12 protein-coding genes are annotated in these 13,979 nt (G+C 27.6%); 2 read left to right on the top strand and 10 right to left on the bottom strand.

All coding sequences use genetic code 11. From position 1 onward, the window contains the following. Positions 1–6: 6 nt before the first annotated feature. From V2W16_RS08565 to recD2, 5 genes are all read right to left on the bottom strand, one after another. Positions 7–2,322, bottom strand: coding sequence for a DUF5317 domain-containing protein (locus tag V2W16_RS08565; RefSeq protein WP_329384409.1), 2,316 nt, complete (start codon positions 2,320–2,322; stop codon positions 7–9). Between the two features lie 166 nt (positions 2,323–2,488). After that, positions 2,489–3,010 carry a ribosome hibernation promotion factor gene (locus V2W16_RS08560; protein WP_329384406.1) on the bottom strand — a complete coding sequence of 174 codons (522 nt, stop codon included), beginning with the start codon at positions 3,008–3,010 and terminating at the stop codon, positions 2,489–2,491. An 18-nt stretch (positions 3,011–3,028) separates the two neighbouring features. Further along, on the bottom strand, positions 3,029–3,775 hold the full coding sequence (locus V2W16_RS08555; RefSeq protein WP_329384405.1) for a ComFC family protein: 747 nt from the start codon (positions 3,773–3,775) through the stop codon (positions 3,029–3,031). Between the two features lie 23 nt (positions 3,776–3,798). Continuing rightward, the gene (locus V2W16_RS08550) at positions 3,799–4,539 is read right to left on the bottom strand and encodes a ComF family protein (protein WP_329384402.1); all 741 of its coding nucleotides are present in this window, start codon (positions 4,537–4,539) and stop codon (positions 3,799–3,801) included. A 12-nt stretch (positions 4,540–4,551) separates the two neighbouring features. After that, positions 4,552–6,765, bottom strand: coding sequence for an SF1B family DNA helicase RecD2 (gene recD2, locus V2W16_RS08545; RefSeq protein ID WP_329384399.1), 2,214 nt, complete (start codon positions 6,763–6,765; stop codon positions 4,552–4,554). Positions 6,766–6,877: 112 nt separating this feature from the next. On the opposite strand from recD2, the gene V2W16_RS08540 reads away from it, so the two are divergent. After that, complete coding sequence (locus V2W16_RS08540) at positions 6,878–7,309, top strand: hypothetical protein (RefSeq protein WP_329384395.1); 432 nt, start codon at positions 6,878–6,880, stop codon at positions 7,307–7,309. Positions 7,310–7,333: 24 nt separating this feature from the next. On the opposite strand, the gene V2W16_RS08535 is transcribed toward V2W16_RS08540, so the two are convergent. The 5 genes from V2W16_RS08535 to pyrR all read right to left on the bottom strand — a co-directional run bounded on the left by V2W16_RS08535 (position 7,334) and on the right by pyrR (position 13,041). Further along, a complete protein-coding gene (locus V2W16_RS08535; RefSeq protein WP_329384392.1) occupies positions 7,334–9,034 on the bottom strand; it encodes a B12-binding domain-containing radical SAM protein in 1,701 nt (566 codons plus the stop codon). Between the two features lie 104 nt (positions 9,035–9,138). Next, positions 9,139–10,233 carry a redox-regulated ATPase YchF gene (ychF, locus tag V2W16_RS08530; protein ID WP_329384389.1) on the bottom strand — a complete coding sequence of 365 codons (1,095 nt, stop codon included), beginning with the start codon at positions 10,231–10,233 and terminating at the stop codon, positions 9,139–9,141. Between the two features lie 168 nt (positions 10,234–10,401). Continuing rightward, the gene (locus V2W16_RS08525; protein WP_329384386.1) at positions 10,402–11,574 is read right to left on the bottom strand and encodes an HD domain-containing protein; all 1,173 of its coding nucleotides are present in this window, start codon (positions 11,572–11,574) and stop codon (positions 10,402–10,404) included. A gap of 15 nt (positions 11,575–11,589) precedes the next feature. After that, entirely contained in the window at positions 11,590–12,528 is a 939-nt protein-coding gene (whiA, locus tag V2W16_RS08520) for a DNA-binding protein WhiA (RefSeq protein WP_329384382.1), read from the bottom strand. Between the two features lie 9 nt (positions 12,529–12,537). Continuing rightward, positions 12,538–13,041: a bifunctional pyr operon transcriptional regulator/uracil phosphoribosyltransferase PyrR gene (gene pyrR / locus V2W16_RS08515; protein ID WP_329384379.1), complete on the bottom strand. Its 504-nt coding sequence runs from the start codon at positions 13,039–13,041 to the stop codon at positions 12,538–12,540. A gap of 93 nt (positions 13,042–13,134) precedes the next feature. On the opposite strand from pyrR, the gene V2W16_RS08510 reads away from it, so the two are divergent. Further along, positions 13,135–13,968 carry a peptidoglycan-binding domain-containing protein gene (locus V2W16_RS08510; protein WP_329384377.1) on the top strand — a complete coding sequence of 278 codons (834 nt, stop codon included), beginning with the start codon at positions 13,135–13,137 and terminating at the stop codon, positions 13,966–13,968. Positions 13,969–13,979 lie beyond the last annotated feature (11 nt).

The raw sequence follows: 13,979 nt of genomic DNA, 5'->3' as shown, positions 1-13,979 counted from the left end.
TATTTTTTATTGATTATCTTTTTTCCAAAATTTTATTTCCACATCTCCAATTTTCATTTCTACTTTTTCATATGGATTTGGAACTTCTTTTCCATTTTCATCAATGACTGAGTCTTTATATGTTGGAAGAACTTCTTCTCTTGGATATCTTGAGTCTCTTTTTATTGTTCTTCCTGTTGAAGAGTCATTTATGATTGTCATATTAGGTTCTCTTTCCAATTGTTCTGATGTTGGAGCGTATCTTCTATATTGTCTTTTTGGTCTTGTTTGTTTTTCTTGTTTATTATCGTAAGGATTATCCATAGGTATTCTTGAAGAATAATCATTAGTAGGAATCTTTGAAGATTTTCTTTCTTCGTCTTTTTCCAGCTTTGTTGTTATAGGAGTATATTGTTCTTTTTGTGGTTTTTCTTCTTCTTTATCAAAGCCAGGAGTATAAGTCATGTTTGGGATATTAGTCTTTTTTACTTGTGTTTTTGTTTCGTCTTTTGGTGGAATTTTAGGTTGAACTTTTCCGCCTTTTACTTTTGCTAATTCTCCAGAACTCATAACGTAAATTCCGTTATCATCTATTTGAGGTGAAGACACTGCTTCTTCTCTTCTTGTAGTTGTTCCTTTTTTAAATTTATAATAAGGATTTTCAACTATTCTTCCATCTGTTATTATGAATGGACTGTCTACATCTACATCAGGCATTGGATTTACCGGATCAGCTGTTTTTTCTTGTTTTTGTTTTCCTACTTTATTTAAGAAGTCTTTTGCATCTTGAATATTATTTCTTGATGCAACGATAGGTTCTTCTGTAGATACTTCCTCATCTTCATCGCTTAACATGTCTTTTTGTTCTTCATCTTCTTCGTATTCAACAGTTTGAGAAAGATCTTCATTTGTTACTTCTTCTATTTCATTATCATTTTCATCTTCGTCTTTAAAGAAATCATAATCAATTTCTTCATTATTTTCTTCTTCGTTTTCATCTTCTGCGATATCTAACGATTCTTCGTTTTGTTTAATGTCATCTTCAGCTGTAGTATCATCTTCTGAAAGACTTCTAAGTTCATTTAATAATTCTTGAATTTCTTCATCTTCTTCATCATCGCCTAAGGCTTCTGTTAATAAGTCTTCAAGGTCAGAATCTTTATTGTCATTTGTATCTTCATTTGCTGCCAATGCTGCTCCAGCTGCCAATGCTGCGGCTTCAAGAGGAATATCTAAATCATTTTCATCATCATCAACTTCAATTTCTTCGGTTACTTCTTCAACTTCTTCAGGTTCTTCTTCTTGTTCATTATCAAGTTCATCTTCTGATAATGCATCATCTATAAGAGAATCTAAAGAGTCATCTTCAGCAAATAATTCTTCTTCACCAGCATTAAACTCGTCTTCAAGTTCTTTTAATAAATCTTCGTCTTCTAATTTTGCGCCTTCTTCTTCAATTTCTGATAAATCATCTTCATCATTTTCTTCTTCATCATCTCTTAAATCTTCTAAATCGAAGTCTGCAAAATAATCAGTTTCTTCTTCCGGTTCTTCATTTGATAATTCTTCTAATTCTTCATCTAAACTTACGTTTTCTGTAGTATCTTCAAAGTTATTATCATTAGATTCATTATCAAATATATCATCATTATCCATAGATGTATAATCTATTTCATTATCTGCTGATTTTTCATCATATTTTTCTTCTTTCTCTTCATCAAGCAATGGAACATCTTTTTTGTCTTCACTGCTTAACTCTTTCATGTATTGTTCATATTCGTCTTCATCCATATATTCTGTTGTCATAATACTTTGAATGAAACCAAATGACGAAATTGCCATGATAATTGTTCCAGGTGTTAATACTTCCGCAAAAATTGAAGGTAATGGTAACGGAATAATTGCACCTAAATATTTCCATAGAAAAATTGTTGAATCAGTTGCAACGGACATTGTTGCGGCAAAATTTGCAGTGTACGTTGCTGCGACATCTCCTAGGGCAATATTTAATGCTGATTCACTTACAGGCATTAAACCTCCGTTTAAAACTATAATTACAAAGTTCATTAATGCCCCAATTAAAAGTGCATAAACCCATATTCCTTCTAGATTCAAGAATAGCCCGATAAATAAAAGTATGTATGCTGCTATTGTTATCCAAAAAGCATAATCATTTAAAGCTGTAACTCCAGCCAATGCCAAAACTTTTTGTGACATGAATAAAATTATTGATACTAAAAAAATGTACCAACCTCTAAGTCCTCCAACAAAAAAGTTTTTTACACTACCTTTCCTTATCAGTCCCACTATTATGGATATAATCGCGATTTCAAGTAAAAACATAATTAATTCCTTTCTTAACTGTAAAAGCTAAAGTTTTTTCTTAAAAAAATATTTATAAAACGTTTATATTTCATACAATATTATAGTAGTGTCTAAGGGTAAAACCGTAGACACTACATTTTAACATTTTTTTTAATGAAAATTCAATAGTTTTTAACAATTTAGTCTAAAATTCAGGCTCTATTAAGCCATATTGACCGTCTTTTCTTTTATATATTACATTAACGGAATCAGTTGTTGCATTTAGGAATACAAAAAATACATGATCAAGTAATTCCATTTGCAATGCTGCTTCTTCTGGAAGCATAGGTTTTATTGCAAATTTTTTGCTTCTAACGATCTTTGAATTATCTTGTTCGATTTCTTCCTCTTCTTCTTCATATCTTATTGAGTCCGTTAATTTCTTTTTAAGTTTATCTTTGTTTTTCTTTATTTGAGCTTCAAGTTTTTCAATGGCTTTATCAATTCCGTTTCTAACGTCTCTGTCTGATACTTCAACTCTTAAAAATGTTGAATCAACTGTAAGTGTGATTTCAGTTGTAACAAGGCCTCTTACTTCGCTAATCATAATGCTTGCTTTAGGATCTTTAGGGAAATATTTGCTTAATCTGTCAAGCTTCTTTTCCGCTTCTTTTTCAATTAAAGCATAATCACCATTATAATTTTTAAATTTAATGTCAGTTCTCATGATCTTTACCTCGTTTCTTTAATTAATGCTTTCAGTGGTTGCAAGAGTTAAAAAATAAACTTCTTTTGCACCTGCTGATAATAATATTTCACTTAACAAATTTATGGTGCTTCCTGTTGTAAAAACGTCATCAACTATTAGAATTTTCTTGTTTTTTATTTCATTTTCTTTTTTTATTTTAAAAGCACCCCATAAATTTGTTTTGCGCTTGGTTTTACTTAGATTTTTTTGTTCTTTTGTAGATAATGTTTTTATAATTATATCGTCCCTTAACTCTTTATCTGTATTGTCTTTAAAGCCTTTTGCAATAAGATAAGCTTGATTAAAACCACGTTTTTTTAATTTTGATGTGTGGATTGGCACAGGTAGTATCAAATCTACTTCTTTTAAAAAATCTAAGTGCTTGGTTTTTTCATATAAAATATTACCAAGACTAATGCACAAACCTTTATGTTTTTCGTTCTTAATTTTACTTATTATTTTTTTTGAATATTTTCCGTAATTCCATAAACTATATCCTTTTTTAAAAGAATAATTTTCGTTTTTGCAATTACTACAAAGTCCTTTTTCATATATTTTTTTAGAGCATTTTTCGCATCTGTTGTTATCTTTAATCCACTCTAATTTATCATTACAGTCTATGCAATATATATTGTATTCTTTTAATAGTATTTTACCGCAAACACAACATTTTGTATTGTTTGGATAAAAAAACTTTTTTATTGTTTCTTTTATTAGTATATTAACATTATAACACGTTTTCATAAATTTTCTACTTTTTAATTGTTTTAATTGATATTTTTTTTGGAACAAATGGTTAGAAAATAAACGTTTTTTGCTTTGTTTTCTTTTAGTACTTTACTTATCTCGTTTATTGTAGATGAAGTTGTTAAAACATCATCAATTATTAATATGTTTTTATCTTTTATTTCATCTTTGTTTGTTACTTCAAAAGCTCCTTTTAAATTTTCTTTTCTTTGTTTTTCATTTAAACCAATTTGATCTTTTGTTGCTTTTGATTTAACTACAATATTTGATTTCATTGGAATATTTGAACTTTCTGAAAAGCCTTTTGCAATAAGTTTTGCTTGATTATATCCTCTTTGTTTAAATCGTTCTTTGTCTGATGGAGTTGGAATAATAAAGTCTATTTCATATAAAAAATCCACTTCATCTGTTTCTTCATATAATAGATTTCCAAGTTCCAAACAAAGTCCCTCGCATCCTCCATATTTAATTTTTTTTATTATTCTTTTTGAATATTTATCATAATTCCATATTGAAAAGCCTTGTGTAAAATAATTGTCTTCTTCTTCACAGCTTTTACATAAATTAGAATATGAAATAGGGGAGAGTTCTCTCGAACAAATTTCACATCTTTTTCCTTTTATCCATTCGATTTTATTATTACATTTATCACAGAATATTTTATTTTTGTTTATAAATATTCTATTGCATACGCTGCATTTTGGTGTTTTAGGATAAAAAAATCTATTATAAGATTCTTTTAAAATATTTAAAATATCCATTTAAAATTCCTTTTATAAATATTCGTTGAGTCTTTCTTTTAACATTGTTTTTCTTTTATTTTTATAAGCACTTTTAATCATGCTTTTAAGTGCATTTACTTCTCCGATTAATATCACCATTTCTTTTGCTCTTGTAATTGCCGTATAAAGTAAATTTCTGTTTAAAAATCCGCTGTATCCTCCGAAAATAGGAATTATTACCGCTTTAAATTCACTTCCTTGGCTTTTGTGTACCGTTATAGCATAAGATAGTGTTAGTTCATCTATTTGATCTTTTTGATATGTTACTCTCTTTTCTTCATCAAATACTATTTCAAGAGTTTGTTTCTCTTTATCTATTTTTTTGATTATTCCCATATCTCCGTTAAAGACACCTTCACCTTTTTTAAGAGTGTTAATATCTGTCCATTTCATTTGGTAATTGTTTTTTATCTGCATTACTCTGTCATTTTCTCTAAAAAGGGTAAGTCCAAAATTTAATTCGTTTTTTTCTTTATGTTCCGGATTTAATAATTGTTGGACGGATTTATTAAGTTCGTTAACTCCTGCAAGTCCCTTTTTTAGAGGGGATATGATTTGAAAATCTTTTAACAAATCATAATTTTTCAAAGGTGTGTTTTTATAGTTATAGATTATATTTAATATATTTCTTTTAATTTTTTCTTGAGATATTGTATTAATAAAATAAAAATCTTTTGCTTCTTTGTTTAATACAGGAAGCTGTCCTTTGTTTATTCTATGTGCATTGGTTACGATAAGACTTTCTTTATCTTGTCTATAAATTGTGTTTAATTTTATTACAGGGAATATATCGCAGTTTATCAAATCTGCAAGTACGTTTCCGGCGCCTACTGATGGAAGCTGGTCTATATCTCCCACAAAAAGCAAAGATGTCTTGGGTTTTACTGCTTTTAAGAAAGCATCAAAAACCGTTATGTCAACCATGCTCATTTCATCGATTATTATATAATCACTGTCTATTTGATTATCTTCGTTTTTACCAAAGGATAAAAAATGTTCTTCCTGTGGTGTGTATTCATATTCAAGAAGTCTATGTATTGTTTTTGCTTCGCTTTTGGTGGATTCACTCATTCTTTTTGCTGCTCTTCCAGTTGGGGCAGTTAAAGTATATTTTTTTCCAATACTTCCAAGTATATAAATAATAGCATTAATTATTGTTGTTTTTCCTGTTCCGGGTCCACCTGTAATGATTGAAATTTTTGAAGTTATAGAAGTTTTTACAGCTTCAATCTGGTTTTTATCTAATTTAATTTTATTGTTTTTTTCATATCCTTCGATTAATCTATCAAAGTCAATTTCTTGTTTATTTATATCTTCAAAGCTGTTTATGTACATAAGGTTTTTTGCACATTCGCATTCACTTTCATAAAGCTGCTTTATAAAACATCTTTCTTCGTTATCTACTGTTTCCATTATTACACTGTCATCGAGAAATAGTGTTTTTAAATGGTGATCTACTATATCTTTATCCACTCCGAGCATTCTGGCTGTTTTTTCTTCTAAATCATCTTTTAAAATATATGTATTCCCATCTTGATAACAATTGTTTAAAACATATTTTATTCCGCTTATAACTCTGTAAGGGCTTTCAAGTTCTATTCCTACACTCATTGCTATTTGATCTGCTCTTTTAAAACCTATTCCGTAAACATCGTCAATAAGTGCATACGGATTTGTTTGTATTATAGCTAAAGTATCTGATTTGTACTCACTATAAAGCTTTCTTGCATAGTTTGGTTTTATATTGTATTTTGCAAGCTTCATTATTACATCACGCATATTTGACTGATTTTTATACTCTATTCCTACAATTAATGCTGTTTTCTTTCCGATTCCTTTTACTTCGCATAATCGAATAGGGTCATTTTCCAATATATCCATGGTTTCTTCACCAAAATGTTCTACGATATCTTTTGCTTTTTTAGGTCCGATTCCATTTAACATTCCACTTGCAAGATAATTATATATTGAGTCTGTATCAGTTGGTATTATGATTTCTATACTTTCGACTTTAAATTGTTCTCCGTATTTAATATGGTTTGTATATTCTCCGCTTGCTTCAATATCAAGTCCTGTCTTTATATTTTCAAAATAACCTACGATGGTTACAAGTATACCGTTACAATCAACATCTGCTATTGTATATAAATTATCGGGATTATGATAAATTATCCTGTCTATTTTTCCTCTTATTTTATCGCTCATTTCTTACCTCATTATAAAAAATTATATCATATTAAAGCAAAAAAGAAATAAAGACTATTGAAAAAATTAATATTATGATATTATTTAAATATACATTGATAGAGGGAAAGATATGAAAAAAATAATTATTTTGTTATTTGTTTTGGTGTTTGGAATTATTCTTTTTTATTCCTTTAATGTTGATTCGCCAAATACAAATATAATTGATTATAAAGAAGTTCTTTATAGCATAAAAAATATTGATGTAATTGATATTAAGACAAATGATAATATACAAACATTATCTGATAAAAAAGATGTAATAGAATTTATAGATAAACTTGATATTGACGATTGGAAAGTTTACGAAAATGATGCAATGTATAAGGGAAAAGAAAACGAAAAAAATCATTTTTCTTATAATTATGTCTTAACCAATAAAAAATACAAAATAAATATTTTGGTTTCTGATGGTGATAATATTGTCAAATTTAAATCAGTAGATTGTGTAATGTGTTTTGAAGTTCCAAATGATGTAGTGGAATATTTAAATGATATAAATTAAAAAGATGACATTTTATGTCATCTTTTATATTATATAAAATTTATATCCCATTCTAACTTTATCTTCTTTTATGTTTTTAAATAAAATATAAGTTTCTTTTTTTCCTTTTGTTACTGGATTTATGAAGAATTTTAATATATTAATTTTCTTATATATTTCTTTTGTTGATAGGGTTGAATATTCTTTTAAGTATTTATTTTTAAATTCTTCTTTTTTAATAATTTCAAATATCTTTTCTTTATTTACTGTTTCAATATCTTCTATAAAATCTTTATTTGGTTTTCTGATTTTCATATAAGATAAATAGTCGAAGCTTACTAAATTTTTAGCCAAATCATCATCAAAAGGTTTTAAGAAATAATATAAATGTTCATATAAGTCTTCTTTTGAAAGACTTCTTTTATATAGTTCATTTTTTGAAAAGTATATTGATAATTTTTCAAAAAAATCATATGGTGTTTTAGCGATTTTATCTACAAAATATTCAAGAGTATTATAAAAGTTATTTGAATTATAGTATTTATCAACTAAAAACTCTATATCTTTCAATTTTGAAAGATCACTATAATCCATCCATTTATTTGATAATATTTCGTAAGGTGTAAAGTTATTATATTTTAAATCATATTTATCTTTTGATTTTTCCATCATTGTTCCGTGAAGAACTTTTAAAAATCCCAGTTGTAACATATGAGGTTTTAAATTATACGCATAATTAAAACTTTTTTTGAATGATTCAATATCTTCATAAGGAAGTCCTGAAATTAAGTCAAGGTGAATATGGACATTGTCGTTTTTTAAAAGTTTTGTTACGTTTTGACCTATTTTTTCTGTGTTTGTTGTTCTGTTGATTTCTTTTATTGTATTTTCATTTATGGATTGTAGTCCTACCTCTAACTGAAACATATCGTTTGGTGCACTTTGGAAAAGTTCTATTATTTCATCATCAAGTAAATTTGCACATACTTCAAAATGGAATTTAGTGTGTTTACTATTGTCTAAAATAAATCTAATTATTTCCTTAGCTCTTTTATTGTCAGCATTAAAAGTTCTGTCGATAAATTTAACTAAAGGTATATCGTTGTTTATAAAAAACATTATTTCTTCTTTTACTTTTTCTACATCACGAAATCTTAGCCTTTTATCGAGCTCAGAAAGACAGTAACTGCAGTTGTAAGGACATCCTCTTTGACTTTCATAATAAATTATTTTATTGTCAAATTCTTTCATATCCACATTTTTATATGGGAATATTACATCATTAAAATTTATATGTTGCTTTATATATGTATAATATTTTGAATTTTTATCAAATACGTTTTGAATGTTTACTTCTTCGTTTTTTTGTAATTTGCTTAACAGCTTTAAAGTTATTTCTTCTCCTTCTCCGGCAACAATATAGTCTATGAAATCATATTTGTCAAAATAATCTTTTGCATTAAAACTTACTTCACTTCCACCGAATATGATTATTGCATCTGTAATTTTTTTTAGGGAAGAGGCAATGTGTAAAATATATTCTATATTCCATATATAGCAGGAGAAAATATAAATATCGCTTTTTTGAGAGAATAAGTCATCCAAAACATTTTCTTTTGGCATGTTTATGTTGTACTGTTTTATATTAGCATCCATACCTTTTGGTATAGAGTTATTGAATAAATAATATATTGCAAGATTTGTATGCGTATATGCGCTGTTAATTCCAACCAAAGTTGTTTTCATATTTTTTCTCCTTTTTATGTAGATATATATAGTATATTATTTTGTTTTATTATTTCAAATATAAATATAAAAAAAGAACCGATAAGGTTCTTATTTAATTCTTTTTAAACGTTGAATCTAAAGAATATTACATCGCCGTCTTCAACAACATAATCTTTTCCTTCGATTCTTGTGTAAGCAAGTTCTTTTGCTTTAACATCGCTTCCTGCTTCCATAAGTTTATCATATTTTGTTACTTCAGCTCTAATGAATCCTCTTTCAAAATCTGAGTGGATTTTTCCTGCTGCGCCCGGTGCTTTTGTACCTTTTTTAATTTGCCATCCTTTTACTTCTTGTTTCCCTGCTGTTAAGAATGTTATTAAATCAAGAAGTTTATATCCTTCTTTTATGATTTGGTCAAGTCCTGATTCTTTAATTCCAAGTTCTTCAAGGAACATGTTTTTTTCATCATCTTCAAGCTCGCTAAGTTCTGCTTCGATTTTTGCACAAACTTTTATTACTTCTATATTTGGATTTACTTCTTTTACATATTCTTTTAATGCTTTTACATAATCATTATCTTCAAGTAAATCATCTTCACTTACGTTTGCCGCATACATAATAGGTTTTGTTGTAAGTAAATCTTGGCTTTTTAAATATTCGCTTTCATTTTCGTCAAAATCATCTAAATTAATAAATTTTCCTTCTTCTAAAAGCTTTTTTGCTTTATCAAGAGTTGCAAGCATGAATTTTTCTTCTTTTCTTCCGCTTTTTGCTGCTTTTTGTACTGTCGCAATTCTTTTATCAATTAGCTCAAGGTCAGAAAAGATTAGTTCGTAGTTGATTGTTTCTGCATCTCTTACAGGATCTATGCTTCCGTCTACATGAGTAATGTTGCCGTCATCAAAACATCTTACTACTTGAAGTATTGCATGTACGTTTCTGATATTTGATAAAAATTGGTTTCCAAGTCCTTCGCCTTTTCCGGCATTTTTTACAAGTCCGGCAATATCCACGAATTCAACTGTTGCATATACAGTTTTTAATGTGTCATAAAGTTTACTTAAATTATCTATTCTTTCATCAGGAACATTAACAACTCCTACATTTGGTTCTATTGTGCAAAAAGGATAGTTTTCTGCTCCTGCATTTGCTTTTGTAAGTGCATTGAATAATGTACTTTTACCTACATTTGGTAGTCCTACTAATCCTATTTTCATTTTTTTCTCCTTAATAATAATCTTTATAAAGTATATAATATAATTTTTGTTTAGTAAAGGGGAAGTTGTTTATCTTTTTGTTTATTTAGGAATAATAAATAGCTTTTGTATTGTATTTTATAGTGGGGTTTTATATTGTTTACAAAAAAGAAGGACTTTTTAGTCCTTCTAATTATATATGTTGGTTAAATTTTTATAAATGAGTTCCTTATATTCGTCATAAGCACCACTTAATCTTAAAGGATATAATCTTTCAAGAACCTCTTCGTGATACCATTTATGTTTATTTTTGTCAGGCTCGTTGAAATAACTCCATACCTTATCTTTATATGTTTCAAAATCTTTATCTATTTCACGAAGTTTTGAAAGTTCGTTTGATAAAACAAGTATTTTTATTTCTATATTTGCACTGTCGAGTTTATATAAAATATTTTTCTTTCCTTCGCTCCAGTCTTTTTCGTTGTTGAAATTTTCTTCCATATTCGTCATGAAAAGTATTTTTTCAGCTATATTCATTCCAAAATATTTTTTTATTTCTATTATATTTGAATCGGAATTTTTAACTACCCCATGAAGAAGAGCGGATATTAATACATTTTCATCACTTGTTAAAGATGAAGCAATAAGCATTGTTTCTAAAGCATGAGAAAGATAAGGCTTATCTAATATTTTTCTTTTCTTTCCCGTAAAATAGAAAATTGCATAATCAAGTGCTTTTTTTATGTTTTGTGAATAAATTAAATTTATGTCTTTCATGAAGAAGTCTTCCAATACTTCTGCTTCTGATTTAGAAATTTCAATATAATAATCGTCATTTTCTTTTAATTCGTATTCTTTTATTTCTACTCCGATTTCTTTTTTCCATGTAGTATCGTGTATGTTTATTGAAGATGTTCCAAGAATTGAATCTGCATAAATTTTATTTTCTTTTGTATAAAAGTAGAAGTTTACAAATAAATCAAAAAATTTATTATTGCATTTGTTAAATAAATCTTTTGTATTTATATTTTCATTTAATTCTTTAAGTTCTTCTAGAATTTTAGAATAAAACCATATTTGTTCAAATTTTTCTGTTTCATATTCTTTATATATATTTTCACCATAAACTTCATAATCTCTTTCAAATTGGCTTAATTGCTCAAGAAGTTGTTTTAAAATTAGTTCTTTATTGGAAAAATCACATTCTTTTATTTTATTAAGTCGTTGTCTATAACTTGCTTCTAAGTTATTTAAGTATTTTATGGCTTGTTGCTTTGAAAGAGGATTTGTTTTCTTTTTTGTAAAATGTTCAATAAGAAGTTCTTTATCAAAAAATTCCAATTCGTCTGTATATAAGTTCATTTTTCTCCTCCTATGTTAAATTGTATCGGCGATTTTTAGTATCTTTTTAAACCAATTATTAATTGTTGAGCGGCTTATCGGAGGGTCAAACATATTAGATAGTTCATTTAAAGATGCTTGAGGGTTGTTAAGTCTCATTTTTGCCAATGATATAAGTGGTTCATCAAGATAGTCCATGCCGTATTTTTCTTTAATTTTGTTTATTGCATTAATTTGTTTAAGTGCTGTATTTATTGTTTTATCCATATTTGCCGTTTCGCAGTTTAATCTTCTGTTTACGTTGTTTCTCATTTCTTTTATTACTTTTGTGCTTTCTATTTCCAAAACAGCGTTATGGGCCCCTATATTTCCAAGTAGTTCTGTAATGGTGTTGGAATCTTTTGTATATACTACATATGCTTCTTTTCTCTTTATAAATTTTAGATTAATGTTTATAGTTTTTAGTAACTCTATAAAGTTTTTTGCATATTGAAATTTATTAAATACAAATTCGATTTGATATCCCTTTTTCTTTGGATCGCTGACATAACCGCATGATAGAAAAACTGCACGCAGATAATGTCTTATTTCGCTTAAAGTTGGAAGTATATCTTTTTTTATTGTATTATTTACTTCAAATCCTGAGCTGAAATCAATAATATTAAAATAGTCCAGGATATTCATTGAGTCTTCGCTGTTTATTACAATTAAGTTGTATAAATAATGTCCTTTTCTAAGATTGCTTTTTTTTGCTGCTATTTCAAGGTTTATGGAAAAAACGTCTTTAATTAGAGTAAAAATCCTTCTTGTGACAGAAGGGTTTTCGGTTTCAAATATCAAATTGAATTGTCCTCTTCCTTTTAGGGAAAGGAAACTTATACAGTGTAAATATCCATATATTTCACATTCTTTTTCGTAAAGGTTGTTTAAATTGATATGGCTTAAGTTATTTTTTATATCGCTGCAAAAGCTCATTTTTTCTCCTTAGTTTATTTCTACAAATGAATTTTCGTTATCAATTACTACATTTACATTTTCTGATGTTGATGTAGGGATGTTTTTACCTACAAAATCGGCTCTTATTGGTATTTGTCTGTGACCTCTGTCAACCAAAATAGCAAGCTGTATTTTTTTTGGTCTTCCAAAATGAAATACATATTCAAGGGCTGCTCTGATTGTACGTCCGGTATATAAAACATCATCAACCAAAATAACCAATTTATCATTTATATCCGTACCTATATCTTCAATTTTACTATCTTCTTTTTTTACATCGTCTCTAAATGGAGTTATATCCGCAAAAGTAACCGGAACAATAGTATCTTCCATACTGCTTAAGTGATTGGCAATCATCTTTGCAAGAGATACTCCGCCTTGTTTTACACCTACTATTACAGTATCTTCAACGCCATGATTTCTTTCAATTATTTCATAAGATATTCTTTTTATGCTTCTGTTTATATCGTTATTGGTCATTAAAATTTTCATGTTTTTCTCCAATAAAATATTTTGTTTTAAGTCTACATTATGTTATAATTGTAGCATATTTATAAAAAATTGTCCAAATATAGAGGTAATTTAATGAAGAGAATAAAATCATTTTTTATATATTTAGTAGCATTTTTGTTTTTTATATTGCTAACAGCGTCATTTTTTAGTGATAGTTATTTAAAAGATTCTTTTTCTGTTGATATAAATACAAAAACAATGTATTATGCTTTCGCCGGAAATTTAGATGATTATCTTACAGGAAACATAACTGATGATAGTGACTTGATTAGTTCTCAAAAAGATTATTCAACTACATATAAAGAAGGGGATAGTGGAGAAGAAGTTTTAAGTTATAAATTAATTTTATATTACTTGGATTTTCTTTCTGATTCTCCAACTAATACTTTCGACGGAACAACGAAAAATGCCGTTATAGAATATCAAAACAGCAGAGGTCTAAAAGAAACTGGAGCGTTAGATAAAAATACCATGAAATCTCTTGATAGTGAAGTTGTTGAATACAAATCAGGAAAATCTAGTTCTGATATAGAAAAATATAATTATATTTTATATTATTTAGGATATTTGGAAAAACAACCTAATGCTAACTTCACTGCTGAAACAAAAGTTGCTTGTGAAGAATATCAAAAGGCAAAAGGGTTTTCTCAAACAGGAACAATGGATGCTCAAACGAGAAAGAGTTTGGATAGTGAGTCTTTAACTTATAAACAAGGACATAAAGGAGATATAATTAAATCTTATCAAGAAATTTTAATAAGACTTGGCTATTTGGATGGAACTGCAAGTGGTACTTATGATAAAAATACAACTGCTGCGGTAAAACAATATCAAACAGACAAAGGTCTTACAGTAAGTGGTAATATTGATGAAAAGACTGCTAAGTCTTTAGATACTGAAAATTAAAAAACAGACAG

The sequence above is a fragment of the Anaerofustis butyriciformans genome (genome assembly GCF_036289385.1).
In the GTDB taxonomy this organism is placed as follows: domain Bacteria; phylum Bacillota; class Clostridia; order Eubacteriales; family Anaerofustaceae; genus Anaerofustis; species Anaerofustis butyriciformans.
Note: the sequence above shows the minus strand (reverse complement) of the source record. Positions and strands in the feature narration are given on the sequence as shown.